The sequence below is a fragment of the Anaeromyxobacter soli genome (assembly GCF_022808855.1).
GTDB lineage: Bacteria > Myxococcota > Myxococcia > Myxococcales > Anaeromyxobacteraceae > Anaeromyxobacter > Anaeromyxobacter soli.
The window spans coordinates 45,307-69,383 of the sequence record NZ_JAKZLF010000018.1 but is presented as its reverse complement, the minus strand read 5'-3'; the positions used below and the strand labels follow the sequence as shown (position 1 = coordinate 69,383).

Sequence of the window (24,077 nt, the reverse complement as noted above, 5' to 3'; positions counted from 1 at the left end):
GGATGCTTCTCGCGGGCGCGGCTACTTCTGCGCGGCGCGTCCCGCGGGCGCGGCGGGCGCCGCGGCGGACGGGGCGGCGCGGCTCTTCTTCTTCTTGTCCGCGAGCTCCTCGAGCCAGATGGTCATCGGAGCGGCGATGAACCAGGTCGAGTAGGTGCCGGAGACGATGCCGACCAGCATGGCGGCGGAGAAGTCGAAGATCGTCCCGACGCCGTACATGAGGAGGCCGACGAGCGAGAGCGCCGTCGCGAAGGACGTGAGGAACGTCCGGCCGAGGGTCTCGTTGATCGAGAGGTTCACGATCTCCGCGAGCGACTTGCCCTTGAACTTGGCGTGGTTCTCGCGGATCCGGTCGTAGACGACGACCGTGTCGTTCACCGAGTAGCCGACGACCGTGAGGATCACGGCGATCGAGGTGAGGTTGAACTCTCGCCCCGAGAAGGCGAAGTAGCCGAGCGTCACGATCGCGTCGTGGACGATCGCGATGACGACGCCGGGGCTGAACCGGAAGTCGAACCGCAGCCCGATGTACACGACGATGAGGCCGATCGCGTAGAGGACGGCCTTGAACCCCTGGTTGCGCAGCTCGCGGCCGACCGCGGGGCCGACGTACTCGACGCGCCGCACGTCGGGCTTCGCCTCCGCGAAGCGGGTCGCGAGGTCGTGCTCGATCTTCTCGCGGATGCCCTGCGTGATGACGGCGAACGACCGCGTGCCGGCCACGAGGCCCTGCTCGGCGCGCACCTCGCGGACGCCGATGCCGGCGCCCTCGACCGCGGCCTGGAGCTCCTGCGGGCTCGGAGGCTGCTTGAACTGGAAGTCGATCTTGTCGCCGATCTCCGGGTTGAAGCTCCAGCTCTGGATCGGGACCTTGGCCTGGACGGCGTCGACGACGCGCTTCACGTCCGCGTCGCTCATGAGCGCGATGCGCTCGACGCGGATGAGGAACGCGTTCTCGGACTCCGCGCCGTAGGTCTGCACCGAGGCGCCCTTGAAGCCGAGGTCCTCGATGCTCTTGCGGATGGCGCCCGGATCGACGGGCTGGCCGAACTTCACCTCCATCTCGGTGCCGCCCGCGAAGTCCACGCCGAAGTTGAGGCCGTGGATCGCGGGGACGGCCCAGAGGAGGACGGCGGCGTTGACGATGAGGGAGAGCGCCACCGCGATGTGGCGCTTCCCAACGAAGTCGAACTTCGTGCCGTGGGGGATGAGATCGAAGCTCTTGAATCGCATCACACGCTCAGGCGCGCCGTCTCGTGGCGCGTGAAGAACTCCATGAAGGCCCGGGTCACCACGATCGACGTGAACATCGACGCGACGAGGCCGATCGCGAGCGTCACGGCGAACCCGCGCACCGGACCCGACCCGTAGTTCATGAGGACGAGGGCCGCGACGAGGGTCGTGACGTGCGAGTCCACGATGGTCCAGAACACCTTGTCATAGCCCTGCTGGACCGCCTGCTTGATGGTCCGCCCCGCGCGCAGCTCCTCGCGGATGCGCTCGTTGATGAGCACGTTCGCGTCGACCGCCATGCCGAGGGTGAGGACGAAGCCGGCGATGCCGGGCAGCGTGAGCGTCGAGCCGATCATCGCCATGATCGCGAGGACGAGCAGGCCGTTCAGGACGAGCGCCACGTCGGCGACGAGCCCGCTCGCGCGGTAGTAGGCGACCATGAAGAGGAGCACGAGGCCGAGGCCGATGAGGGCGGCGACGGTGCCGCGCCGCACGAGCTCCGGCCCGAGCGTCGCGCCGACCGTGCGCTCCTCGGAGATCGTCACCGGGGCCGGGAGCGCGCCGGCCTTGAGGACGAGCGCGATCTGGTTGGCCTCCTCGAACATCTCCTGCGGGTTGCGCCCCGAGCCGAGCGTGATCTGCCCGTTCGTGGAGATCTCGCCCTGGATGTACGGCGCCGTCTCGACCTTGTCGTCGAGGACCGTCGCCATGCGCCGGCGCATGTTCTCGCTCGTCAGCTTCTGCATGAGGCGGCCGCCCTCGACGCTCATCGTGAACTGGACGAGCGGCCGGCCCGACTGGCCGAACTGCTGGGACTGGTCGATCGCGGCGCGCGCGTCGGCGATGTAGTCGCCGGTGAGCTCCGTCTTCGCGCGGAGGAGGTAGGTCCGGTAGTACTGCTGGCGCGTCGGGCCCTGGCCGACGGTGGCCTCGCCGATGCCGACGACGTTCTTCTGGGGGTCGAGGAGCGGCGTCGCCTTCTCCTGGATGAGCTTCTCGATCTCCGGCCGCGTGTTCGCGGCGAGGATCGTCACCGCGCGCGCGGTGCCGTTCGGCAGCTCGACGCTCTCGGTCGACCAGCAGCCGCCCTGCGGCAGCGGGATGCGGAAGCCGTCGGCGGTCGCGCAGGGCGTGAGCTGCCCGCGCAGCTGATCGAGGGCGGGGTTCTCGTCGTCGGTGATCTTGAACTCGAGCTGCGCGGTGCGGCCGAGCAGCTCCTTCGCCTTCTCCGGATCCTTGAAGCCGGGGAGCTGGATCTGGATCTGGTTGTTCGCCTTGCGCTTGATGTCGGGCTCGGAGACGCCCCACTTGTCGACGCGGTTGCGGATCGTCTTCTCCGCCTGCTCGACGGCCTTCGACTGGAAGTCACGGAGCACCGTGTCCTTGAAGGCGAAGGTGACCGCGCCGTCGACGACGCCCGGCGAGTACATCTCCTGGTCGTACGAGTCGAGGACCGAGGACTCGACCTGCTTCGGATCGGCGGCCTTCACCGCGACCCGCGTGCCGCCCGCGGTGGTGGTCACCGACTCGGCGGGGACGTTCTTCGACTTCAGGTACTCGGCGATCTCGTCGGCGCGGCGCGCGACCTTCGCCTTCACCGCGCGCTCCACGTCGACACCCATGGCGAGGTGGATGCCGCCCTGGAGGTCGAGGCCGAGGTTGAGGTGCTTCTGGGACGTCGGCGCCCAGCCGGGCACCGCGTGCTCGTACGCCTCGGTGCTGCGCTGGTCGGGCGGGAGCTTGAAGTAGAACCAGCTCGGGACGAGCTGCCACAGCGAGAAGAGCGCCACCGCGACGATGAGCGCGACGCGCCAGTACCAGGACCGTTCCATCTACTTCTTCGCCTCCGCCTTCACCGGGACGGACTCGACCTGCTTCCACTGCCCGGCGACCTGGCTCTTCAGGACCCTCAGCTTCGTCCCCGACCCCGCGTCGATCGTCACGGTGCGGTCCTCGACGAGGACGATCGTGCCGATGATTCCGCCCTGCGTGAGCACCTCGTCTCCCTTCTTCAGCTCGGAGATGAACTGCTTGTGCTGCTTCGCCTGCTTCGCCTGCGGGCGGAAGAAGACGAAGTAGAAGACGACCGCGATGAGGATGAAGGGCAGAAACCCCATGATGGGGTTCTGGGCCTGCCCCTCGGGCGCGGTCTGAGAGAAGAACGCGTGGAGGACGGGATGCATAAGTCTCCGCTGGGTACGGAAAGGGAAAAGCGCCGTCTTTTAGCGTGAGTTGGCGCCTTTCCGCAACCTCTTTCCGGCCGGGGGCCCGCCCGCTCGGCCGATGCCTGGGGCTATCCTGCGGCTTCTCGCCACGCCTCGAGCCGCTCCCTGCGGAACGCCTCGAAGCCGCCGGCGACGATGGCCTCCCGCGCGCCGGCGAGGAGCGAGAGGTAGAAGTGCAGGTTGTGCAGGGTGTTGAGGCGCAGGCCCAGGATCTCGCCCGCCTTGAACAGGTGGCGGAGGTAGGCCCGGGTGAACGTCCGGCAGGTGTAGCAGGCGCACGCGGGATCGACCGGCGACTCGTCGTCGGCGTGGCGAGCGTTGCGGATGACCACCTTCCCGCGGCTCGTGAAGAGCAGCCCGTTCCGGGCCGTCCGCGTGGGGAGCACGCAGTCGAACATGTCCACGCCCGCCGCGATCCCGGCGAGCAGGTCCTCGGGCGTCCCGACGCCCATCAGGTAGCGGGGCTTGCCCTCGGGCAGGAGCGGCGCGTCGCGCGCGACCCCCTCCCACATCTGCGCGGGCGCCTCGCCCACCGCGTAGCCGCCGAGCGCGTAGCCCGGCAGGTCCAGGAGCGCCGCGTCGGCGATCGCGCGGGCGCGCAGGTCCGCGTGCAGCCCGCCCTGCGCGATCCCGAAGAGCGCGCACGGCGTCCGCCCCTCCCCGCTCTTCCTCGCCTCGTGCTCCCGCCACGCCTCGCGGCAGCGGACGAGCCAGCGCTGCGTACGCGCGAGCGACGCCTCGTGATAGGCGCGGTCGGCGAGCGACGGAGGGCACTCGTCGAACGCCATGATGACGTCCGCCCCGAGCGCCTCCTGCACCTCGATGGCGCGCTCCGGCGAGAGGAAGTGGCGCGAGCCGTCGAGGTGCGAGCGGAAGGTGACGCCCTCCTCGGCGATGGTGACGAGCCCGGGGCCGGCGCGGTCGCGCCCCTCGGCGCCGCGCTCGCCCAGGCTGAACACCTGGAAGCCGCCCGAGTCGGTGAGCACGGCGCCGCTCCACGACATGAAGCGGTGGAGGCCGCCGAGCCGCTGGATGCGCTCGTGCCCGGGGCGCAGGAACAGGTGGTAGGTGTTCGCGAGGATGATGCCCGCGCCGAGCGCCTCGAGATCGCGCGGCTCGAGCGTCTTCACGGTGGCGGCGGTGCCGACCGGCATGAAGACGGGCGTCTCGATCGTGCCGTGCGGCGTCGACAGCCGGCCGCGGCGGGCGGCGCCGTCCTGCGCGAGGAGCTCGAACCGGATCACCGCGCGGGTGTCGTACGCGCGCCGCCGCCTGTCAAGCCGCGCGCGCCCCGCCCCTCGCCACGTCCGCGACGAGCGCCCTCCAGGCACGCCCCGCCCGTCCCTGGACCACGACGCGCAGCCCCACCGTCCGCTCACCCGCGCCGCCGGCCTGGTTCCAGCAGACGATCGCCCGCGCCGTCGGCGGGAAGAGCCCGGACCGCAGCTTCAGCGCGACCTCCTCCCCGACGAGGGGAAGCGCGCCCGGCCAGCGCATCGCGCAGCCGCCCTCGGCCACGTTCACGGTCGCGGTCTCGAAGAGGTTGCCGCCGTGCTCGACGACGATCCGCCGTGCCAGCACGTAGCGCGGCGCCCGCTCGCGGAAGCTCACCGGCTCACCGCGCGCGGCGGCGGCCAGGAACCCGGCGGCGGCGAGGCTGCCGCGATCGAGCTGGAGCTCGACGCCGGGAGGCAGCGCCGGCCGCCCGACGCGCCGCACGAGGGAGACCCGGCCGAAGAGGGTGGCGCGGATGGTCTGGCCGTAGATGCCGACGCGCAGGGCGACCTCGTCGCCCACGCGCGACTCCGAGAGCGCGGGCACGAACAGGCTGCCGTTCTCGGGCCGGAACCCAGCGAGGAACTGGGCCGGCTCGAGGCTCACCGACACGCTGTGCAATCCCGGCCCCCCGCTCCTTTCGACGCCGTTCGAGATCCTATAGCACGGGCGGACCTGGGCGGACGCTCCGTCAAGACGGCCGCGAGAGGAGCATGGCGTCGCCGTAGCTGAAGAACCGATATCGGCGCGCGACCGCCTCACGGTAGGCGGCGAGGACCCGCTCGGCCCCGCCGAACGCACACACCAGCATGAGCAGGGTCGAGCGCGGCAGGTGGAAGTTCGTGACGAGCGCGTCGACCGCGCGGAACCGATGGCCGGGACGGATGAAGAGCGTGGTGCGTCCGGAGCCCGCCGCGACGGCGCCGTCACGCCAGGCGCTCTCGAGCGTGCGCACCGAGGTGGTCCCGACGGCGACGATCCGGCCGCCGCGCGCCCGGCAGGCCGCGATGGCGGCGGCGGCCTCCGGCCGGACCTCGTACTGCTCCGCGTGCATCCGGTGGCCTTCGATGGAGTCGCCGCGGACCGGCAGGAACGTCCCGGGGCCGACGTGGAGCGTGACGGCCGTGCGCGCGACGCCGCGCGCCTCGAGCGCGGCGAGGACCGCCTCGGTGAAGTGGAGGCCCGCCGTCGGCGCGGCCGCGCTGCCGGGGGCGCGCGCCCAGATCGTCTGGTACCGCTCGCGGTCCGCCTCGGAGGGCGCGCGCCGGATGTACGGCGGCAGGGGGATCCGGCCCGCGCGCGCGAGCGCCGCCTCGAGCGCCTCGCCCTCGCGGTCGAGCGTCACGACGTAGAAGCCCTCGCCCTCGCTCGCCTCGACGCGCGCCTCCAGCTCGCCGAACGCGAGCGTGGTCCCCTCGCGGATCGGCTTCGAGGCCTGCCCCATCGCGCGCCAGCGCCGGCCGAGCCCGCCCGCGAGCGGCTCGCACAGGAGCAGCTCCACCTTGCCGCCGGTCGGCTTCGTCCCGACGAGCCGCGCCGGGATGACCTTCGTGTCGTTGAAGACGAGGAGATCGCCGGGGGCGAGCAGCGCCGGGAGCTCCGCGAAGCCGCGGTGCCGGAGCGGGCCGTCCGGCGGGACGACGAGCAGGCGCGAGGCGTCGCGCGGCTCTGCCGGCTCCTGCGCTACGAGCGCCTCGGGCAGACCGTAGTCGAAGTCCGAGAGTTTCATCTTTTGCCGGGGGATTGCGTCCCCCGCCCCGCCGAGCGAAGCTCGTCGGGGCCCCACCCCCGCTCGGCGGGGCCCGTGAACCTGCGCGCCCGCGTTCGCGGGGACGCGCAGGTTCCCCGCCGGAGGGGCTTCGCCCCTCCCGCGCTTCGCGCGGGGGCCCTCCCGCGGAGCTCGGGGGCTCCGCCCCCGCGTTTCGTATCCGAGATCATGTCCTCAATACATCCGCGCCACGTCCGCGCCCGGATAGTAGTGGAGGAGGATCTCGCGGTAGCCCTTCCCCTCGCGCGCGAGCCCGGCCGCGCCCCACTGGCAGAGGCCGGCGCCGTGCCCCTGCCCGCGGCCGTCGAAGACGAACGCCCCGCGCTCGGAGCGCAGGTCGAACGCGAGCGAGGGCAGGCGGGCGTAGCCGAGCCGCTGGCGCAGGTCGGTGGCGAGCACGGTCGCGCGCCGCCCTCCTGCGGAGATCTCGACCCGCTCCGCGCGGCCGCTCGCCGTCCGCGTCGAGACGCGCGCCTCGGTCGCCGCGCCGCGCAGGCCCGCGGCGGCGCCGAGCGCGCGCGCGTCGATCCGCGCCGACCAGCGCACCCCCGGCGCGCGGTCGCAGCGCCCGCACGCGACCGAGGCGAGGTAGGGCAGGTCGCGCCCGAGCGCGGGCAGGCCCGCCTCGGTCGTGCCGCCGCACGACGCGTGGAAGTACGCCTCCACCGGCTCCATCCCCGAGACGAGCACCTCGCCCGCCGTGGCCTCGGCCGCCGCCCGCGCCGCGGGGCTCGCCGCGCCGTGCCGGTAGACCTGGGCGAGCACGCCCGTCGCGATGTCCCAGCGCCGGTTCGCGGCCTGCGCCTCGATCTTGCGCGTGAGGGCGTAGCTCCGGGCCGCGACCGCCTGCGCCTTCAGGGCCTCGCCGGGGAAGCTCACCGGCATCTCGCCCGACACCACGCCCGCGACGTAGTCCTCGAGCCGGACCTCCTCGATGCGCTCCGGCCGCTCCGAGACGCGCACGCGGATGAGCTCCTCCGCCTGCGCGGGCGCGGCGGAGACGAGGAGGAGCGCGAGCGCGGCCCGGATCGGCGCCACCCCGAGGGCGGCGGGCGCCATCACCCCTCGTCCGGCGCGCCCGCGACGGTCGCCGCCCGGTCGCGCCGCGACGCGCGGACCTTGTGCCAGACGTAGAAGACCACCGCCGCGACACCGGCGGCCACGATGACGAGCTCGAACCGGTGGTAGACGGCCTTCATGCGCGGGTCGCTGTCCCACTTGTCGCCGAGCTTCGCCCCGACCCACGCGAGCGCGAGGCACCAGGGGTACGAGCCCGCGAACGTGAAGGCGATGAACTTCCCCATCGGCATCCGCGACACGCCCGCCGGGAACGCGATGAACGTGCGGACGACGGGGAGGAGGCGGGCGGCGAACACGACCCACTGACCCCACCTTCGGAAGAGGCGATCCGCCACGTCGAGATCGTGGTGCGACACGAGCACGTACCGACCGTACCGCTCGATGAGCGGGCGGCCGCCGTACAGGCCGAGGTAGTAGGCCGGGACGGAGCCCACGACGCAGCCGATCGCGCCCGCGAGCGCCGCCCCGTGCAGCGTGAAGTTGCCGAGGTACACGTGGTACCCGGCGAGCGGCATGATGATCTCGGACGGGAGCGGGATGCAGGCGCTCTCGATCGCCATGAGCAGGACGACCCCGCCGTAGCCGAGGTAGCCGACGACGGCGATGGTGAAGACCGCGAGCTTGGCGACGACCGACTGGATCATGCGTCCCCTTCGCCCGCGGGCGGCTCGGCAGGCTCGCGGGCATAGTAGACCGCCTCGTGCCCGCAGGTGCAATCCGCCGCGGGAGGCGCCGGGTAGAAGTGGCGCGCGCCGCGAAAGCTCCGGAGCCAGTGCCCCGGCGCGCCCTCCTCGCCCGGCCCCAGCACGTAATCTGGCGAGAGCGTGACCTTCCCGCCGCCCCCCGGGAGATCGACGGCCAGGTGCGGGATCGCGAGGCCGCTCGTCCGCCCCCGCATCTGCTCCAGGATCGCGACCCCGGCCTCGAGCGGCGTGCGCAGGTGCGCCGTCCCCTCCGCGAGATCGCCCTGGTGGAGGTAGTACGGGCGGACCCGGCTCGCGAGGAGCCGCTCGTTGAGATCGGTGAGGAGCCGGGCCGACGAGTTCACGCCGCGCAGGAGCACGGACTGGTTCTCCACCGGCACCCCGTGGTCGACCAGGGCCTCGCACGCGGCGCGCGCGTCCGGCGTGACCTCGACGGGGTGGTTGAAGTGCGTGACGACGAAGAGCGGCGCGTGGCGGCGCAGGAGCGCGGCGAGCGCGGGCGTCACGCGCATCGGGCAGGTCACCGGCGCGCGCGTCGCGACGCGGAGGAGCTGGACGTGCGGGATGGCGCGGAGGCCCGCGAGCAGCGCGTCGAGCCGCTCGTCCGAGAGCACGAGCGGATCGCCGCCCGAGACGATCACGTCCCGCACCTCGCGGTGCGCCCGCACGTACGCGAGCCCCTCCTCGATCGCGTCGCGGTCGAACCCCGCGTCGGCGCCGAACGTGATCCGCCGGCGCGTGCAGTGACGGCAGTAGACCGAGCAGCGATCGACGGCGAGGAAGAGGACGCGATCCCGGTACTTGTGGACGATCGCGCGCGCGGGCCGGTGCGCGTCCTCGCCGATGGGATCGCGCAGGTCCCCGGGCGCCTGCGTCGCCTCGCCGGGGAGCGGGATGGACTGCATCCGGATCGGACAGCTCCCGTGGACGGGGTCCATGAGCGACGCGTAGTACGGCGTCACCGCGACGCGCGTCCGCCCTCGCGCGTGCGCGAGGCCCGCGCGCTCGTCGTCGGTGAGGGCGACGAGGCGGCCGAGGTCCTCGGCGGTGCGCAGCGCGTTCCGGTGCTGCCAGCGCCAGTCGCGCCAGTCGCTCTCGGAGACGTCGGGGAATCGGGCTCGAAAGTCCATGGGATCACCGCTCGGGCCGTCGCCACGGGGAACGCCCGGCGGGGCGCGGAAGCTACCCGCCCGCGACGCAGCGGTCAAACGACGCCTGGCCCCGGAGCGCCGCCTCGCCTGCCTGCTGCCGCTCGGCCTGCACGGCGGGACCCACCCCGGTCGGTGGGGCGACGGGCCGTGTCATGGCGGCGCGTCGGTGTTAAAGGAGACGCGCGGCCCTCGCAGAGGGCCCCCTGTGGAGCGAGACGACATGGCGAATCTTCCTGTGACGAGCGACCACGGGGACGTCGGCGCCCTTCCTCCGGAGCGCGCGAACGGCGAACCCCGCCCGGCCGGCTCGGCGATCGACGACGGGATCCGACCCGTCCCGAGCGTCCGCGCGCGCTTCGCGCCCGGCCCGCGCTCCATCTGGAAGGACGTCCCCGAGACGCTCTGGAACGACTGGCACTGGCAGCAGCGCGAGCGGATCACCCGGCTCGAGCAGCTCGAGAAGGTGATCCACCTCACGGACGAGGAGCGCCGCGCGGTCGTCGAGACGGACGCCGAGTTCCACATGGGGATCACGCCGTACTACGCGGCGCTCATGGATCCCGACGACCCGAGCTGCCCGATCCGGCTGCAGTCGGTCCCGACCCTGGGCGAGCTGACCATCGCGCCCGCCGACCTCGAGGACCCGCTCGCCGAGGAGCGGGACATGCCGGTGCCCGGCATCACGCACCGCTACCCGGACCGCGTCCTCTTCTACACGACGCACAACTGCCCGGTTTACTGCCGCCACTGCACGCGCAAGCGCAAGGTGTCGGATCCGACGACCGCGGCCGCGAAGCGCCAGATCGAGGAGTCGCTCGCGTACATCGCGGCGCACCCGGAGATCCGCGACGTGGTGATCTCCGGCGGCGACCCGCTCTCGCTCTCGGACGACCGGCTCGACTACATCCTCGGCCGGCTGCGGGCGATCCCGCACGTCGAGATCTTCCGGCTCGGCACCCGCAACCTCGTCACCCTCCCACAGCGCGTGACGGACGACTTCGTCCACATGCTGCGCCGTCACCACCCGGTCTACGTGAACACGCACTTCAACCATCCGAAGGAGTGCACCGCCGAGGCCTTCGAGGCGGCGCGGCGGCTCGCGGATGCCGGGTGCGTCATCGGCAACCAGATGGTGCTCCTGAAGGGCGTCAACGACGAGCCCGAGACCGTGAAGGAGCTGAACCACAAGCTCCTGCTCATGCGGATCCGGCCCTACTACATCTACCAGTGCGATCTCTCGAAGGGCATCAGCCACTTCCGCACGCCCGTCGAGACCGGCATCCGCATCATCGAGCACCTGCGCGGCCACACCTCCGGCCTCGCCGTGCCGCACTTCGTCGTCGACGCGCCCCAGGGCGGCGGCAAGATCCCCGTGAACCCGAACTACGTGGTCTCGCACGAGGGGAAGCGCTGGGTGCTGAGGAACTACGCAGGGAAGGAGTACGAGTACCTGGAGCCTTAGGTACGGCGCACGATCCCGGGCCTGCGGATGGGGCACGGCTGCGGGTGAGGTCTCGACGCGTGCGAGCGCGGGCCGGCGTCACTGCTCGATCGTGACCGTCAGCTGGGAGCTGCCGGCCCAGCGGGTGAGCTTCGTGACGAGCGCGATCATCCGGCCGTCCTCGTCGTTCCACTGGCAGCCCGCCTCCTCGCACGCGCCCGGGATCGCCGAGAGCACCTCGCGCCAGCGAGCGTCGAGCCTGGCGATGGCGAGGGGGTTCCCCGTGTAGTCGAGCGTGAGGCCGGAGATCGTTCCCGAGCCGTCGCGCTTCACGCCGTACAGGACGTCGAGCCTCGTCCCGAAGTCGCTCGCGAGCTCCCGCGCGAGGTGGGTCCCGTCCCAGGGAAACGCGAGCGGGCCGCCGAAGACGGCCTGCGCCTCCTCGAGCCCCGTACCGACGCCGACGCCTTCGAAGGTCATGCGCCCGGGGGCCCCTGCGGGCTGGAGCCGAACCCGGGCGCGCAGGTCGCCGTGAGCGTCGGGAGCGCAGGCGGCGGCGAGCAGGGCGAGTGCGACGGCGAGGGCGAGCGGAACGTGGCGCGGCATGTGGGCTCTCCTTGTGTTGCGGGGGGGGTAGAGGCGTTCAGCGCTTCTTCGTCCAGAAGTCCTCGTTCGACAGCGCGCGGCGTGCGGTCTCGACGTCGAGGAGCTGGACCCGGACGCCGAGCTCCGCCCGCGCTCGCAGGTGGAGCCGGTCCGATCCGAGGCGCGCGGAGGGTCCGACCTGAACCGTGAACCCGTCGCGGCGGGCGCCGCCGGATACGACGCCGTGCCGGAGCTCCGGGAGCTCGAGGCGGTCTCTCGCCGCGGTCAGCACGGGCGTCTTCACGACGCAGCCCGGCCGGCCCGCCTCGTCGAGCGCGCAGCGGACCGCGACGCGCCGCGCGCCGAGGCTCGCGGTCACCGCCCGCTCGCGCAACGACGCCTGCGCGCCGATGCGGAGCGCGCCCACGTCGAGCTCCAGCCCGACGGCCCCCTCCGCGCTCACCTCGAGCGGCGCGGGGCGGCGCTCGAGGCGGGCGCGGTGGCGCTCGACCGCTCCGAGCGCCTCCGCGAGCGCGTGCCGGAACCGACCGTGGATCGCGGCGAGATCCTGGTTCTCCGCGGTCACCGCGCCCGGCTCCCACGGCTGGAGCTCGCGGACGGGGTCGATCACGCGGGGGTGCGCCGCGAGCTCGTCGAGGGTGCGGCACGCCTTCGCCGACGCCACCCACTCGCCGAGGAACCGCTCGAAGTCCGCGAGATCGAGGCGGCGGAGCGCGACGTTCGCCCGGTGCACGGCCGCGCGCTGCTCGGGGCTCCGGCCGCAGAGCGAGTACGAGGGCCGAAACCCGCTCCACAGCAGGTCGCGCGCTCCGTGGGGCTCGCGCGGAGGGAGGACGACGTGCGGCGTGCTGCTCGACTCGATGCGGGACATGCGGTGGCCCTCGCGGTCCGACGAATGGATCGTCCGGATCGCGAAGGGCGTGCCGCGCCCAAGCGCTCGACATCACGTGCGCCCCCGCGGCCCGGGCGGCGCCTTCGCGGACCTGGAGGACGCCGGGCGGACCTTCGAGGGCCGCTACTCGACCACGGCGATCGCGTCGATCTCGACGCGCGCGCCGCGGGGGAGCGCCGCAACCTGCACGGTCGCGCGCGCCGGCGGCTCGCCCGGGAAGTACCGGCCGTACGCCGCGTTCACCCGGGCGAAGTCGCCGAGGTCCGCGAGGAAGATGGTGGTGCGGACGACGTGCTCGAACCCGGCGCCTCCCGCGGCGAGCACGGCGCGCAGGTTCTCCATCACGCGCGTCGTCTGCGCGTCGATGTCCCCGGCCACGAGCTCGCCGGTGGCGGGGTCGAGCGGGATCTGCCCGGAGAGGAACAGCGTGCGCCCGCCGCGCGCCTCGACGGCCTGGCTGTAGGGGCCGATCGCCTGGGGCGCGGCCGGGGTGGAGAGGATCCGCTTCATGCCGCTACCGTAGCGGCCTCGGCCCGAGCGTTCAACGGTGGCTTCTCGCGCGGCGGCGGCCGGGGCGGGATCAGACCCGCTCGACGGACTGGACGCCCTCGATCCGCTCGAGCGTCCGGATGACGGACTTGAGCTGCTTCAGGTCACCGACCGTGACCTCGAAGTCGTTCACGGCGCGCTCGCCCGGCGTCGTGCGACAGCTCGCCTGCGAGATGTTCAGGCCGGCCTCGCTGAACGTCTGCGAGATCCGCGCGAGGATGCCGGGGCGGTCGCTCGTGATGACCCGGATCGAGATCTGCCGCTTGAAGTCGCCCTTCACGTCCCAGGCGACGTCCACGCGCCGCTCCGGGTCGATCCCCAGGACCTTGTCGCACGCGACGGTGTGGACCGTCACGCCCCGGCCGCGGGTGATGAACCCGACGATGGCGTCGCCGGGCACCGGGTTGCAGCACCGGCCGTAGCGGACGAGCACGTCGTCGATGCCGTTGATGCGGACGCCGCCCGCCGGGCGGCGCGCGACCTTGCGGAAGATCTCGGTGAGGCGCGAGGTCGGCGACGGCTCCGCGGGCGTGGGCTCGGCGAGCTTGTCGGCGGGGAGGAGCTGCTGGAGCACCTGCGCCGGAGCGACCTTGCCGTAGCCGATGGCCGCCAGGAGGTCGTCGGGGGCGCGGTAGCCGAGGGCCTGCGCCGCCTTCTCGAGATCGCCGCCCTTCTGGGCCTTGGCGAGGCTGAGCCCGAAGCGGCGGAACTCGCGCTCCGCGACGTCGCGCCCGATCTCGAGCGAGCGGCGGTGCTCGGCCTGGCGGATGAACTGGCGGATGCGGGCCTGCGCGCGGCTCGTCTTGACGAAGCTGAGCCAGTCCTTCGACGGGTGCGCGTTCGGCGAGGTGAGGATCTCGACCGTGTCGCCGTTCTTCAGCGCGTAGCGCAGGGGGACGAGCTTGCCGTTCACCTTCGCGCCGACGGTGTGCTCGCCGACCTCGGAGTGGATCGTGTAGGCGAAGTCCACCGGCGTCGCCCCGCGCGGCAGGCTCTTCACCGCCCCCTTCGGCGTGAACACGAAGACCTCGTCCGAGAAGAGGTCCACCTTCACCGTCTCGAGGAACTCGCGCGGATCGGCGAGCTCGCGCTGCCACTCGACGAGCTGCCGCAGCCAGCCGAAGCTCTCGGCGTCCTTCTTCGAGAGCTCGGCGCCCTTCCCGTCGCGCCCCTTCTCCTTGTACGCCCAGTGCGCCGCGACGCCCTCCTCGGCGATGCGGTGCATCTCCTTGGTGCGGATCTGCACCTCGATGCGCTCGCCGCGCGGCCCGACCACCGTGGTGTGGAGCGACTGGTAGAGGTTGGGCTTCGGGATGGCGATGTAGTCCTTGAAGCGGCCGGGCACCGGCTTCCACAAGGAGTGGATGATCCCCAGCGACTCGTAGCACTCCGCGACGGTGTCGACGATCACGCGGAAGCCCACGACGTCCAGGATGTGGTCGAAGTCGACGTCGAGCTGACGCATCTTTCGCCAGATCGAGTAGACGTGCTTCACGCGGCCCGAGACCTGGACGGAGATCCCCGCGTCGGTGAGGCGCCCGCGGATGACCTCGACGACCTCCTGCACGAACTGCTGCTTCTCCTTCGCCTCCGCCTCGACGCGCGACGACAGCTCCGCGTAGTCCTCGGGGCGGAGGTACTTGAAGGAGAGGTCCTCGAGCTCGCTCTTCAGCCACTGGATCCCGAGCCGGTTCGCGAGGGGCGCGTAGATGTCGAGGGTCTCGCGCGCGATCCGCTCCTGCGACTCGGGCTTCATGTGATCGAGCGTCCGCATGTTGTGGGTGCGATCGGCGAGCTTGACGAGCAGGACGCGGATGTCCTTCGCCATCGCGACGACCATCTTGCGGAAGTTCTCGGCCTGCTTCTCCTCCTGGGTGTTCGCGGCGCTGAACTGCGAGAGCTTCGTCACCCCGTCGACGAGGTCCGCGATCTCGGGCCCGAACAGCTCCGCGATCTCCTCCTTGGTGGCGAGCGTGTCCTCGATGGTGTCGTGGAGGAGCCCGGTCACGACCGACGACTCGTCGAGCTTCAGCTCGGCGAGGAGCCCTGCCACCTCCAGGGGGTGGATGAGGTACGGCTCACCGGACTTGCGGATCTGCCCCTGGTGGACCTTGGCGGAGTAGACGTACGCCTTCTTGATCAGGTCCAGATCGGGGTCCGGGTGGTACCCACCTACCCGGTCCAGGATGTCGTTGAGGCGCAGCACACGGATCGTTCGAGCGTATCGGGTCGAGCCCGGGCGCGGCAAGCCCGGGATACGCCCCCCACTCGTCTCCTTTCCGTAACGCGGCGCAGCAGGCGGCGCCAGGTCCGCCGCGACGCCGGGGGCCCTGCCCGGCTGCCAGGGGCCAGGCGATTTGAGCGCGGGCGGGGGCGCGGCTAACGTGCAGCACGCGCCTCGCGGGGCTCCGAGGCGCGATCACGCCCCTCCGTCCCGGGGCGCCCGGAGGATCGAGATGGCGGTCGTCTTCGTCAGCATCACCCCGCTCGGCACGGGGACGCCGAGCGTGTCGCGCTACGTCGCGGGCGTGGAGCGCATCCTCCGCGGCACCACGCTCACGCATGAGCTCACCGCCATGGGGACGATCATCGAGGGCGACCTCGACGAGATCCTCGCGGTCGTGCGCCGGATGCACGAGCACCCTTTCACGGAGGGTGCCGTCCGCGTGTCGACGCTCGTGAAGATCGACGACCGCCGCGACAAGGAGCACACGATCGCCGGGAAGATGCGGTCGGTCGCGGAGAAGCTCCGCTGAGCGACCGGGCGCGATTCGAGAGAGGCGACCGGGCTGTTCAGCGGGCTCCCTCCGCGCTCCGGCCCGGCGCGGCGGCGGCCCGGTCGTCCGGCTTCGCGCCGGCGCGCGGGTCGATCGCGGGGGCGCGCTCGGCCGCCGCCCGCTCCTGATCGGCCTGGTACTCGCGGACGGAGCGGCGGTTGAGCAGGACGATCGTCCCGCCGCCGAGGACGGCCAAGGCCATGGCTACGGCGAACAGCCAGAACGCGCGGCGGGAGCGGCGCTGCGGCCGGGCGGGGGCGGTCATGCAGGGATCCTAGCGCGGCGGCGAGCGAGCGGCGGCGCGCGTCCGTCGCGACCAGGCGAAAGCAACACGCGGCGCGCGCCGGTCGGCCATCGCGAGAAGCTCCCCGAAACGCGAGCGGCCGGGCGCTCGGCCCGGCCGCGGGGTGATCGTCCGCCGTAGGCGGGCGCGCTACCCGAACGACTTCTCCTTCTGCTCCTGCTCTTCCTTGCAGCGGATGCAGAGGGTCGTCACCGGCCGCGCCTCGAGGCGCTTCGCGGAGATCTCCTCCTCGCACCGCTCGCAGATGCCGAACGTGCCGTTCTCGATGCGGGCGAGCGCCTTGTCGATCTTGGCGAGGAGGAACTTCTCGCGATCCCGCAGGCGGAAGATCATCGACTGCGTGTACTCGCTCGACGCGAGGTCGATCTCGTCGGGCAGATCGTCGGTGTCGAAGCTCGCCTCTTCCGTGAGCGTCTTCTTCGCGGAGAGCAAAAGCTGCCGCTTGGACTCCTCGAGCATCGTCTTGAACTTCTTCAGGTCCTTCTTGTTCAAGCGACCTCCTCGCTGACGCGCCCCCCCGGGGGCCCGACCGAAAAGAGCGGAGAAACTAGTCTGCGCCCCCTGGGCTGTCAAGCCGTGCCCAGCCGCGCAGCGGGCCTTTCGCGCGGCGCGCGCTCCGCGGCGATCGCCCCGGCGCCCGCGGCGCGCGGGCCTCGGGAGAATCGCGCGGAAGCTTTACTCGGGTCCGCCGCCGGAACATGCTCAAGCGCCATGTCCGACGGGAAGTTCGACCGCGAGTTCCTGCGCGGCGCGCTCGCGCTCACCGCGCGATCCGAGGTGGATCGCCTGCTCCTCATCTCCGACCACCCCATCTCGCCGAACGAGATCCGCGGCCGCCCGATCAAGCGCAAGCTCGTCTACGCCGTGACGAGCGAGGGGATCGCCGACCAGCTGAAGGCCCGCAAGTACATGGCGGTGCTCATCCCGCCCTACGACTACACGCGCATCGAGAAGATCAAGGTGGCGGTCGTCGCCGCCCAGGCCGCGGGCGTCGTTCGCGACGGCGACACCATCCTCGCCCTCGCCGGACCGGGCGAGGACCGGGTCGTCGACACGCTCGTGAAGGTGGAGATCGGCTCGGAGGACCCGGAGGAGAAGATCCGCGTCGACACGCTCGGGCTCCCGCCCGGGTTCTCCTCCCAGGTGGTGGAGAGCCTCATCCACACCGCGATGGAGATCGGCGCGGAGGGCTACGAGGGGCACCCCGTCGGCACGATCGTCGTCATCGGCGACTCCACCGCGGTGATGGAGAAGAGCCGCCAGCTCATCCTGAACCCGTTCCAGGGGATCAGCGAGGCGGAGCGGAACGCGCTCGATCCGCCCATCCGCGAGGCCATCAAGACGTTCTCCGCGCTCGACGGCGCGTTCATCATCCGGGAGGACGGCGTCGTGCTGGCGGCGGGACGCTACCTGCTCACCATGTCACGCGACGTGAAGCTGCCGATGGGGCTGGGCGCGCGCCACAGCGCCGCGGCGTCGATCACGACCGAGTCGAAGTCCATCGCGGTCACGGTCTCGCAGACGAGCGGCACGGTCCGCGTCTTCCGCGAGGGCGAGATCGTCCTCGAGCTGCGCCAGAAGCTGCGCCGCGTCTGACCCAGGGCCGCCTTGCACGCTCCCGATCGCCGCCCCGCCCTCGCCGCGCTGCTCCTCGGCGCGGCCGCGACGCTCTTCCACGTCTATTACGCGGGCCACCTCGCCCTCTCCCCGCAGGAGGCTTACTACTGGGAGTGGGCGCGGCGGCTCGACCTGTCGTACTTCGACCACCCTCCCCTCGCCGCCTGGACGATCGCGCTCACGACCGGCCTCCTCGGCGACTCGGAGCGCGCGATCCGGCTCGCGGCGGCGCTCCACTCCGCGATCTTCTGCGCCTTCTTCTGGCTCTCCGTCCGGCGGCTCTTCGGCGCCCGGGTGGCCCTCGTCGCGCTCGCCGCCGGGCTCGCCGTCCCGCTCTTCGCGCTCGGGCAGGTCATCATCACGCCCGACGGGCCGCTGCTCTCCGGCTGGGCGATGGCGCTCTACTTCACGCTGCGCGCGCTCGACGAGGAGCGGCCGGCGTGGCTGCTCGCCGCGGGCGCGGCGACCGGGTGGGCGCTCCTCGGCAAGTACACCGGGGCGCTGCTCCTGCCGCAGATCCTGCTCGCGCTCCTCCTCGACCCGCGCGGCCGGCGCATGCTGCGGACGCCGTGGCCGTGGGCGGGGGCCGCGCTCGCCGGCGCGCTGTTCGCGCCGGTGATCGTCTGGAACCTCCGGCACGGGCTCGCGAGCTTCGAGTTCCAGACGCAGGCCCGCGTCGCGCACTCCTCCCTGCGCCCGGTCCTCGTCGCGCGCTACGTGGGGCTGCAGGCGGCGCTCGTGACGCCGGTCCTGCTCGTGCTCGCGGTGGAGGCCATCGTCCAGGCGATCCGGCGGCGAGCCGATCCCGCCTTCCGGATGTGCGCGATCTTCGCGGCGCCGCTCCTCTGCCTCGCGACGCTCGTCTCCCCTTTCCACTGGGTGAAGGGGAACTGGCTCGCGCCCGTCTACCCCACCGCCTTCGCGGCCGCCGCGGCGCTGGCGCTCGCGGGGGGGTGGCGGCGCCGCGCCGGGTTGGCGGGGATCGCGCTGGCGCTCGCCGGCAGCGTCTACACGCACCTCGTCCCCGTCTTCCCCGCGGTGCCGTTCCCGGCGCGCGACGAGGGCTCCGCGGGCTGGCGGGACCTCGCCGCGCGGGTCGACGCCGAGCGCGCCCGCCTCGGGGCGGACACGTTCGTGGCGGGGTGCAACTACAAGGTGTCGGCCGAGCTCGCGTACTACCTGCCGGGCCACCCGCGGACCTGGTCCGCGGAGATCGCGGGCGACCACGGCCTGCAGTACCGCTACTGGTTCGACCCCGCCGCGCTCGCCGGTCGCGAGGGCCTGCTCGTGCTCGACCCGCGCGAGAAGCACACGTGCGAGCGCCGCGCCGAGGCGTGCCGGCCGCTCGTGGCGCTGCCGCCGCTCGAGGTGAAGCGCGGCGACGCGACCGTCACGACCTTCGAGCTGTGGCGCTGCCGGTACGGCGAGCCGCCGCCCGCGCCGCCGGGGCTGGCCGCCGCGCCCGCGCCGCGCTGAGGCAGCCGGCCGAGAGCGCGCACGCGTCGCAGCGGCGCGCCTCCCGGCGGGCCGGACAGATCCCGCTCATCCCGAGGTGGCAGAGAGCGAAGTCGTAGCGCACCGGATCCTCCGGATCGACGCGCCGGAGCGAGGCGGTGATCTCCTCGGCGGTCCTCCAGCTCGCGTCGGGCCGCGCCGTGAGGCCGAGGGCCCGCGCGACGCGGTGCACGTGGGTGTCGAGCGGCACGACGAGCGCGGCGGGCGGGACCTCCCGCCACAGCCCGAGGTCGACGGCGTCGGGGCCGCGCACCATCCAGCGCAGGTAGAGGTTCCAGCGCTTCGAGGCGCCCGGGCCGGCGGCGTCCGGGAGGAGGTGCAGGAGGCCGCGCGGCCCGCGCCCGGCGAGGAGCGGCGCGACGGGCGGGGCGCCGCGGAGCTCCCCGGCGAAGCGCGCGAGCGCGTCGCGGAGCGCGCCGTCGCCGCCGCCGGACGCGCGAAGGAGCGCCGCGAAGCGCGCGCCGAGCGAGCCGTGGCGCGCGCGCAGGTCGCCCACCGCCGCCGCGAGGGCGGCGAGGTCGGGCGGACGGTTGAACCGGTAGACCGCGCCCGCGAAGAAGGACGGGTCGGGCGACCGCGAGAACTCGCGGACGAACGCCGCCGGCGAGGGGCCCATCGCCGCGAGCACCCGCTCCACGACCGGCTTGAACACGTCGGCCCGGCCGTAGGCGAGGCTCGCCGCGAACAGCGCGGCGACCTCCGCGTCGGCGGGATCCGCGTAGCGCCTCGGCAGCTCCACCGGATCCGCGGCCAGCCGGGCCCGCCGGTCGAGCGCGGCGTCGAGGGCGTCGAGCAGGGGGCGGAGCGCCGCGGCGCGGGCGGGCGACAGGGTGCGTGGCCGTCGCGTCATCGGTAGCGGGACTTAGCGCGGCTCGGGCCCGCCCGCCCCCTGGCTGTCAGAGCCCCCTGCTATTCCGTTCAGGGTCGCAGGCCGAACGGAGGTCACGGAATGCATCAGCGGATGAGGACCTGGCTCGACGGACGGGAGTGCGCGCGGAACCGCCGCGTCGGCGAGCTGCGAATCGAGGTCCGGGTTGCACGGGATCGGACGCTCGAGCCCGGCGCGCGGCGGCGCGCCGAGCGGCGGGTCCAGCTCATGGCCGGGCTGCTGGACCACGGGGGCGGGACGCTCGACGCGTGATCGGGCAGCCGCCTCTCGCCCCACGACTCGAGCGCGGCGGGCGAGACTCGAGCGATCGGCTCCGAGGGGGCCTGAGGCGCTCGGGATGAGCCGCCCTTCGGCGGCTCGGCTCAAGCGGCGGACGAGGTGGGCGCGGGGAGCGCGGGTTCCATCGCGACCCGCAGCGCGGCGACGAGCTGGGCGACGCGGAAGGGCTTCGGGAGGAACGTGAGGGCCCCGGCGGCGAGGAGATCACGCTCGCTACCCGGACGCCCCGAGAGACCGATGACGGTCATGGCGCGGACTCGCGGATCCGGCGAGGCGTGCAGGCGGAGGATCAGCTCCGCGCCGGTCATCTCGGGCATCCACTGATCCACGATCGCGACGGCGGGCTGCACGGCGAGCGCCAGCCGGAGCGCGGCGGGTCCAGAGTCGGCCTGGAGCGGCTCGAAGCCGAGCGCCCTCAACGTCTGGACGAGGATCTGCCGCACGGGCTCGGCGTCGTCGACCACCAGGATCCGCACCGGTGTCTGCATGCCCGCGATCTTAACAGCGGGTATGTGCATGTGCGAGAAATCGGCACACGAGCCGATATCGGCCCACCCCGCGACGCCGCCCGACGGACGCGATCGCGAGCCAGGGATTCCGAGGACGGGCGCGTCGCCATCGTCTCCTTCAGAGCGCTACACCAAGGACTTCGTCGCCGCGTCTCCGGGCGCTACGCGCGTCCCGCGTCCTTGCGGATCTCGCGCAGCACGTGGCCGATCTCGGGCCCGATGAGCTTCTCCCAGGCGAGGCGCACGGCCGCGAGAGAGCCGGGCACCGAGAACACGGCCCGCCCTCCCCACACGCCGGCCACGGCGCGGGAGAGCATCGCGGCCGAGCCGATCTCCGCGTACGAGAGCATCCGGAAGAGCTCGCCGAACCCGTCGAGGCGCTTCTCGAGCAGCCCCGCGACGGCCTCGTAGGTCCGGTCGCGCGCGGCGATGCCCGTCCCGCCGTTCACCACGACGGCGTCCGCCCCGGCGTGCGCCGCCTCCTCCAGCGCGGCGCGGAGCTGCGCCGGCTCGTCCCGCACGATCCGGTAGCCCGCGAGGACGTGCCCGGCCTGGGCCACCGCCGCTTTGAGGAACGCGCCGCTCCCGTCCTCCGCCTCGCCGCGCGTGTCTGACGCGGTGACGACGAAGATCCGCAGCGTGCGGGGCGCCTCGTGCCTGTGCTCCTCGTGTCCCATGCTCCCTCCTCCGGATGGACCGCCGCAGCGCTCGTGCAGGCGCCGCTCCCTACGGAACGCGCACATCCGCGCGGGCCGCCTCCATCCGACGCTCGACCGCTGGCCCGTCCGGCGCGTCGGGCGCGCGGCGCAGGTACTCCGCCCAGGCCGCCACCGCCGCCGCTGCGTCCCCCGCCCGCGCGCGGGCGTCGCCGAGGGCGCGGTGCGCGACCGCGACCCCCGGGTCGACGGAGATGGCGCGCTCGGCGTACTCGGCGGCGTCCCGCGGGTCGCCCTCCTCCGCGAGCCAGGCGGCCGCCGCCGCCAGCGCCGGAGCGTCGTCGTAGTCCAGGGCGCGCACGGCGCCGAAGCCGCGCGGGCGGAGCGCGGCCGCGATGCGCGCGCCTTCGAGGCTGTCCGCCGCGAGCACCCGCTCCTCGGGCTCGTAGCCGTCGGCCTCGATCCGCAGCACGTGCGGCTCGGGCGCGGCGTCCGGGACCACCGCTCCGCCGCCCGGGCCGAGCGGCCGCCCATCCAGCTCCACCCGGGCGGAGCGCGGCAGGACCTCGACGAGCACCTCGGGCGGGCGCAGCGCGGCGCCCCGGCGGCGCGCGCCGCTGCAGCCACCGGCCGTCACGGCGAGCGCGGCGAGGAGGACGGAGAGGACGCGGAGCGGCGGCATGGCGGGGCGGCTCCTATATAACGCGCCCCATGCTCGACAAGTTCGCCATCGCGCGGTCGCTGCGCGAGCTCGGGACGCTCCTCGAGCTGGAAGGTGAGAACCCGTTCAAGGTCCGCGCCTACGAGAACGGCGCGCGCGCCGTGGAGGCGCTCGAGGATCTCGGGGCGCGCGTCGAGGCGGGGCGCCTCACCGAGGTCCCCGGCATCGGCGAGGCGCTCGCGAAGAAGATCGCGGAGCTGCACCGCACCGGGCGGCTCGAGCTGCTCGAGCGGCTGCGGGCGAAGCACCCGCCCGGCATCCTCGAGCTCCTCCAGGTGCCCGACCTGGGACCGAAGAAGATCGCCGCCCTGCACGCGGCCCTGGGGATCGGCACCGTCGCCGAGCTCGAGGCGGCCTGCCGCGACGGCCGGGTCCGGACGGTGAAGGGCTTCGGCGAGAAGACGGAGGACAGGATCCTCGAGGGGCTCGGGCGCATGCGAGCGCGCGCGGCCGAGCGGCAGGTCCTGCTCGTCGACGCGCTCGCCGCCGGGGCGGCGCTCCTCGCGCACCTGCGCGCCGACCCCGCCGCGGAGGAGGTCGCGCTCGCCGGCTCGACCCGGCGGGGCAAGGAGACGGTCGGCGATCTGGACGTGGTGGCCGCGTCGCGCGATGCCGCCGCGCTCGCAGCGCGCCTCGTCGCCTACCCCCTCGTCGCGCGGACGATCGCGCGCGGTGGCACCAAGACGAGCGTCGAGCTGGCGTCGGGGCTGCAGGTCGATCTCCGCGTCGTCCCCCCGGAGGACTTCGCCACCCTGCTGCACCACCTCACCGGCTCGAAGCCGCACCACGTGAAGCTGCGCGGCATCGCGCGCGAGCGCGGGTTCACGCTGAGCGAGTGGGGGCTCCACCGCCTCCCGCCGGGCGCGGCGAGCGCGGGGGCCGCGCAGGAGGGGCGGCCCGACCCGGCGGCGAAGGTGCCCATCGCGAGCGAGGCGGAGCTGTACGCGGCGCTCGGGCTGCAGCCCGTCCCGCCCGAGCTGCGGGAGGACACCGGCGAGATCGAGGCGGCGCGCGCGGGCGCGCTCCCGGTCGACCTCGTCCGCCTCGAGGACGTGCGCGGCATGGTCCACTGCCACACCACCTGGTCGGACGGCCGCGCCTCGGTCGAGGAGATGGCGCGCGCCGCGGAGGCGCTCGGCATGGAGTACCTCACCATCACCGACCACTCGCCGACCGCCTCCTACGCGGGCGGCCTCGACCCGGACAGGCTGCGGCGCCAGTGGGACGAGATCGCGCGCGTGCAGGAGAAGGTGAAGGTGCGGCTCCTGCGGGGGACGGAGTCGGACATCCTGGAGGACGGCGCGCTCGACTTCCCGGATCGCATCCTCGAGCAGCTCGACGTCGTCGTGGCGAGCGTCCACTCGCGGATGAAGATGGACGAGGACGCCATGACGCGGCGGCTGGTGCGGTGCATGTCCCTCCCGGTGTTCAAGATCTGGGGCCACGCCCTCGGGCGGCTCCTCCTCGACCGGCCCTCGTTCGCCTGCCGCGTCGACGAGGTGCTCGACGCCCTCGCCGCCTCGCGCGGCGCCGTGGAGGTGAACGGCGATCCGCGCCGGCTCGAGCTCGAGCCGCGCTGGCTGCGAGCGGCCACCGCGCGCGGGATCCCGGTGGTCCTCTCGGTGGACGCGCACTCGGTCCAGAACCTCGGGTTCCTCGGGAACGCGGTGACCGTCGCGCGGCGCGGATGGGTCCGGCGTGGCCAGGTCCTCAACACGCGCCCGGTCGAGGAGTTCCGCCGCGCGGTGCGGCCGGTGTCGTGAGCGGCGCTCCCCGGTGCGGGGGCGCGGTCGAGCGCGGGCGGGATGGGCGTCGGCGCCCCGCCCCGCTCCGCTGGCCGGCACGGGCCCGCTGGCGGCGTCGGGCCGGCTTGTGCCGGGGACGGC

Annotated in this window: 25 protein-coding genes; 6 read left to right on the top strand and 19 right to left on the bottom strand. The window is 73.2% G+C overall.

Translation table 11 applies throughout. The annotated features are described in order from the left end of the window. Positions 1–21 precede the first annotated feature (21 nt). From secF to MLV88_RS13745, 9 genes are all read right to left on the bottom strand, one after another. The gene (gene secF / locus MLV88_RS13785; RefSeq protein WP_242340858.1) at positions 22–1,233 is read right to left on the bottom strand and encodes a protein translocase subunit SecF; all 1,212 of its coding nucleotides are present in this window, start codon (positions 1,231–1,233) and stop codon (positions 22–24) included. Next, the gene (secD, locus tag MLV88_RS13780) at positions 1,233–3,065 is read right to left on the bottom strand and encodes a protein translocase subunit SecD (RefSeq protein ID WP_242340859.1); all 1,833 of its coding nucleotides are present in this window, start codon (positions 3,063–3,065) and stop codon (positions 1,233–1,235) included. Before secD ends, secF begins: the two co-directional genes overlap by 1 nt. Further along, positions 3,066–3,416, bottom strand: coding sequence for a preprotein translocase subunit YajC (gene yajC, locus MLV88_RS13775; protein WP_242340860.1), 351 nt, complete (start codon positions 3,414–3,416; stop codon positions 3,066–3,068). It lies immediately after the preceding gene. A gap of 110 nt (positions 3,417–3,526) precedes the next feature. Then, positions 3,527–4,702: a tRNA guanosine(34) transglycosylase Tgt gene (gene tgt / locus MLV88_RS13770; RefSeq protein WP_242340861.1), complete on the bottom strand. Its 1,176-nt coding sequence runs from the start codon at positions 4,700–4,702 to the stop codon at positions 3,527–3,529. Between the two features lie 31 nt (positions 4,703–4,733). Continuing rightward, entirely contained in the window at positions 4,734–5,345 is a 612-nt protein-coding gene (locus MLV88_RS13765) for a PilZ domain-containing protein (RefSeq protein ID WP_242340862.1), read from the bottom strand. 79 nt (positions 5,346–5,424) lie between these two features. After that, positions 5,425–6,462, bottom strand: a complete 1,038-nt coding sequence (gene queA, locus MLV88_RS13760; protein ID WP_242340863.1) for a tRNA preQ1(34) S-adenosylmethionine ribosyltransferase-isomerase QueA — start codon at positions 6,460–6,462, stop codon at positions 5,425–5,427. Between the two features lie 213 nt (positions 6,463–6,675). After that, positions 6,676–7,560, bottom strand: coding sequence for a SpoIID/LytB domain-containing protein (locus tag MLV88_RS13755; protein ID WP_242361191.1), 885 nt, complete (start codon positions 7,558–7,560; stop codon positions 6,676–6,678). Then, positions 7,560–8,225 carry a DedA family protein gene (locus MLV88_RS13750; RefSeq protein ID WP_242341049.1) on the bottom strand — a complete coding sequence of 222 codons (666 nt, stop codon included), beginning with the start codon at positions 8,223–8,225 and terminating at the stop codon, positions 7,560–7,562. The genes MLV88_RS13755 and MLV88_RS13750 overlap by 1 nt, the downstream gene beginning before the upstream one ends. Beyond that, positions 8,222–9,415 carry a KamA family radical SAM protein gene (locus tag MLV88_RS13745; protein ID WP_242341048.1) on the bottom strand — a complete coding sequence of 398 codons (1,194 nt, stop codon included), beginning with the start codon at positions 9,413–9,415 and terminating at the stop codon, positions 8,222–8,224. Before MLV88_RS13745 ends, MLV88_RS13750 begins: the two co-directional genes overlap by 4 nt. Before the next feature lie 241 nt (positions 9,416–9,656). Here MLV88_RS13745 and kamA point away from each other — a divergent pair, with 241 nt between their 5' ends. Beyond that, entirely contained in the window at positions 9,657–10,898 is a 1,242-nt protein-coding gene (gene kamA, locus MLV88_RS13740; protein ID WP_242341047.1) for a lysine 2,3-aminomutase, read from the top strand. A 78-nt stretch (positions 10,899–10,976) separates the two neighbouring features. Here kamA and MLV88_RS13735 read toward each other — a convergent pair whose 3' ends face one another. The 4 genes from MLV88_RS13735 to MLV88_RS13720 form a co-directional block, all read right to left on the bottom strand. After that, positions 10,977–11,483 (bottom strand): hypothetical protein, encoded by a 507-nt coding sequence (locus MLV88_RS13735; RefSeq protein WP_242341046.1) that lies wholly within the window; start codon positions 11,481–11,483, stop codon positions 10,977–10,979. Positions 11,484–11,520: 37 nt separating this feature from the next. Continuing rightward, entirely contained in the window at positions 11,521–12,354 is an 834-nt protein-coding gene (locus tag MLV88_RS13730) for a hypothetical protein (RefSeq protein WP_242341045.1), read from the bottom strand. A gap of 144 nt (positions 12,355–12,498) precedes the next feature. Then, on the bottom strand, positions 12,499–12,885 hold the full coding sequence (locus MLV88_RS13725) for a RidA family protein (protein WP_242355885.1): 387 nt from the start codon (positions 12,883–12,885) through the stop codon (positions 12,499–12,501). Between the two features lie 70 nt (positions 12,886–12,955). Then, a complete protein-coding gene (locus tag MLV88_RS13720) occupies positions 12,956–15,130 on the bottom strand; it encodes a RelA/SpoT family protein (RefSeq protein ID WP_242341043.1) in 2,175 nt (724 codons plus the stop codon). 250 nt (positions 15,131–15,380) lie between these two features. Between MLV88_RS13720 and MLV88_RS13715 the strand changes: the two genes are divergently transcribed. Further along, complete coding sequence (locus MLV88_RS13715; RefSeq protein ID WP_242341042.1) at positions 15,381–15,680, top strand: MTH1187 family thiamine-binding protein; 300 nt, start codon at positions 15,381–15,383, stop codon at positions 15,678–15,680. 37 nt (positions 15,681–15,717) lie between these two features. Here the strand turns inward: MLV88_RS13715 and MLV88_RS13710 are convergent, their stop codons facing one another. Together MLV88_RS13710 and MLV88_RS13705 are read right to left on the bottom strand one after the other, a co-directional pair. Further along, positions 15,718–15,966, bottom strand: coding sequence for a hypothetical protein (locus MLV88_RS13710; protein WP_242341041.1), 249 nt, complete (start codon positions 15,964–15,966; stop codon positions 15,718–15,720). Positions 15,967–16,134: 168 nt separating this feature from the next. Beyond that, positions 16,135–16,497, bottom strand: coding sequence for a TraR/DksA family transcriptional regulator (locus tag MLV88_RS13705; RefSeq protein WP_242341040.1), 363 nt, complete (start codon positions 16,495–16,497; stop codon positions 16,135–16,137). A 219-nt stretch (positions 16,498–16,716) separates the two neighbouring features. Between MLV88_RS13705 and MLV88_RS13700 the strand changes: the two genes are divergently transcribed. Continuing rightward, the gene (locus tag MLV88_RS13700) at positions 16,717–17,601 is read left to right on the top strand and encodes a DNA integrity scanning protein DisA nucleotide-binding domain protein (protein ID WP_242341039.1); all 885 of its coding nucleotides are present in this window, start codon (positions 16,717–16,719) and stop codon (positions 17,599–17,601) included. Between the two features lie 12 nt (positions 17,602–17,613). Beyond that, positions 17,614–19,098, top strand: a complete 1,485-nt coding sequence (locus MLV88_RS13695) for a glycosyltransferase family 39 protein (RefSeq protein WP_243337709.1) — start codon at positions 17,614–17,616, stop codon at positions 19,096–19,098. On the opposite strand, the gene MLV88_RS13690 is transcribed toward MLV88_RS13695, so the two are convergent. Then, the gene (locus tag MLV88_RS13690) at positions 19,013–19,987 is read right to left on the bottom strand and encodes a TIGR02757 family protein (RefSeq protein ID WP_243337707.1); all 975 of its coding nucleotides are present in this window, start codon (positions 19,985–19,987) and stop codon (positions 19,013–19,015) included. The two genes, MLV88_RS13695 and MLV88_RS13690, sit on opposite strands and share 86 nt — an antisense overlap. A gap of 111 nt (positions 19,988–20,098) precedes the next feature. Between MLV88_RS13690 and MLV88_RS13685 the strand changes: the two genes are divergently transcribed. Beyond that, entirely contained in the window at positions 20,099–20,278 is a 180-nt protein-coding gene (locus MLV88_RS13685) for a hypothetical protein (protein ID WP_243337705.1), read from the top strand. A gap of 110 nt (positions 20,279–20,388) precedes the next feature. On the opposite strand, the gene MLV88_RS13680 is transcribed toward MLV88_RS13685, so the two are convergent. The 3 genes from MLV88_RS13680 to MLV88_RS13670 all read right to left on the bottom strand — a co-directional run bounded on the left by MLV88_RS13680 (position 20,389) and on the right by MLV88_RS13670 (position 22,152). Then, positions 20,389–20,793: a response regulator gene (locus MLV88_RS13680; protein ID WP_242340371.1), complete on the bottom strand. Its 405-nt coding sequence runs from the start codon at positions 20,791–20,793 to the stop codon at positions 20,389–20,391. Positions 20,794–20,975: 182 nt separating this feature from the next. Then, entirely contained in the window at positions 20,976–21,491 is a 516-nt protein-coding gene (locus tag MLV88_RS13675) for a MogA/MoaB family molybdenum cofactor biosynthesis protein (protein ID WP_242372784.1), read from the bottom strand. 49 nt (positions 21,492–21,540) lie between these two features. Continuing rightward, positions 21,541–22,152 (bottom strand): peptidase associated/transthyretin-like domain-containing protein, encoded by a 612-nt coding sequence (locus MLV88_RS13670; RefSeq protein ID WP_243337704.1) that lies wholly within the window; start codon positions 22,150–22,152, stop codon positions 21,541–21,543. Between the two features lie 29 nt (positions 22,153–22,181). Between MLV88_RS13670 and polX the strand changes: the two genes are divergently transcribed. Next, entirely contained in the window at positions 22,182–23,954 is a 1,773-nt protein-coding gene (gene polX / locus MLV88_RS13665) for a DNA polymerase/3'-5' exonuclease PolX (protein WP_243337702.1), read from the top strand. Positions 23,955–24,077 lie beyond the last annotated feature (123 nt).

Bases quoted from the DNA above. Each gene is read 5' to 3' on its own strand.
- MLV88_RS13710 (WP_242341041.1), bottom strand. From the start codon at position 15,966: ATGACCGCCCCCGCCCGGCCGCAGCGCCGCTCCCGCCGCGCGTTCTGG.
- MLV88_RS13680 (WP_242340371.1), bottom strand. From the start codon at position 20,793: ATGCAGACACCGGTGCGGATCCTGGTGGTCGACGACGCCGAGCCCGTG.
- MLV88_RS13730 (WP_242341045.1), bottom strand. From the start codon at position 12,354: ATGTCCCGCATCGAGTCGAGCAGCACGCCGCACGTCGTCCTCCCTCCG.
- MLV88_RS13750 (WP_242341049.1), bottom strand. From the start codon at position 8,225: ATGATCCAGTCGGTCGTCGCCAAGCTCGCGGTCTTCACCATCGCCGTC.
- MLV88_RS13675 (WP_242372784.1), bottom strand. From the start codon at position 21,491: ATGGGACACGAGGAGCACAGGCACGAGGCGCCCCGCACGCTGCGGATC.
- MLV88_RS13700 (WP_242341039.1), top strand. From the start codon at position 16,717: ATGTCCGACGGGAAGTTCGACCGCGAGTTCCTGCGCGGCGCGCTCGCG.
- MLV88_RS13690 (WP_243337707.1), bottom strand. From the start codon at position 19,987: ATGACGCGACGGCCACGCACCCTGTCGCCCGCCCGCGCCGCGGCGCTC.
- polX (WP_243337702.1), top strand. From the start codon at position 22,182: ATGCTCGACAAGTTCGCCATCGCGCGGTCGCTGCGCGAGCTCGGGACG.
- MLV88_RS13735 (WP_242341046.1), bottom strand. From the start codon at position 11,483: ATGCCGCGCCACGTTCCGCTCGCCCTCGCCGTCGCACTCGCCCTGCTC.
- MLV88_RS13755 (WP_242361191.1), bottom strand. From the start codon at position 7,560: ATGGCGCCCGCCGCCCTCGGGGTGGCGCCGATCCGGGCCGCGCTCGCG.
- MLV88_RS13670 (WP_243337704.1), bottom strand. From the start codon at position 22,152: ATGCCGCCGCTCCGCGTCCTCTCCGTCCTCCTCGCCGCGCTCGCCGTG.
- kamA (WP_242341047.1), top strand. From the start codon at position 9,657: ATGGCGAATCTTCCTGTGACGAGCGACCACGGGGACGTCGGCGCCCTT.
- secD (WP_242340859.1), bottom strand. From the start codon at position 3,065: ATGGAACGGTCCTGGTACTGGCGCGTCGCGCTCATCGTCGCGGTGGCG.
- MLV88_RS13685 (WP_243337705.1), top strand. From the start codon at position 20,099: ATGAGGACCTGGCTCGACGGACGGGAGTGCGCGCGGAACCGCCGCGTC.
- MLV88_RS13725 (WP_242355885.1), bottom strand. From the start codon at position 12,885: ATGAAGCGGATCCTCTCCACCCCGGCCGCGCCCCAGGCGATCGGCCCC.
- MLV88_RS13715 (WP_242341042.1), top strand. From the start codon at position 15,381: ATGGCGGTCGTCTTCGTCAGCATCACCCCGCTCGGCACGGGGACGCCG.
- queA (WP_242340863.1), bottom strand. From the start codon at position 6,462: ATGAAACTCTCGGACTTCGACTACGGTCTGCCCGAGGCGCTCGTAGCG.
- MLV88_RS13745 (WP_242341048.1), bottom strand. From the start codon at position 9,415: ATGGACTTTCGAGCCCGATTCCCCGACGTCTCCGAGAGCGACTGGCGC.
- yajC (WP_242340860.1), bottom strand. From the start codon at position 3,416: ATGCATCCCGTCCTCCACGCGTTCTTCTCTCAGACCGCGCCCGAGGGG.
- secF (WP_242340858.1), bottom strand. From the start codon at position 1,233: ATGCGATTCAAGAGCTTCGATCTCATCCCCCACGGCACGAAGTTCGAC.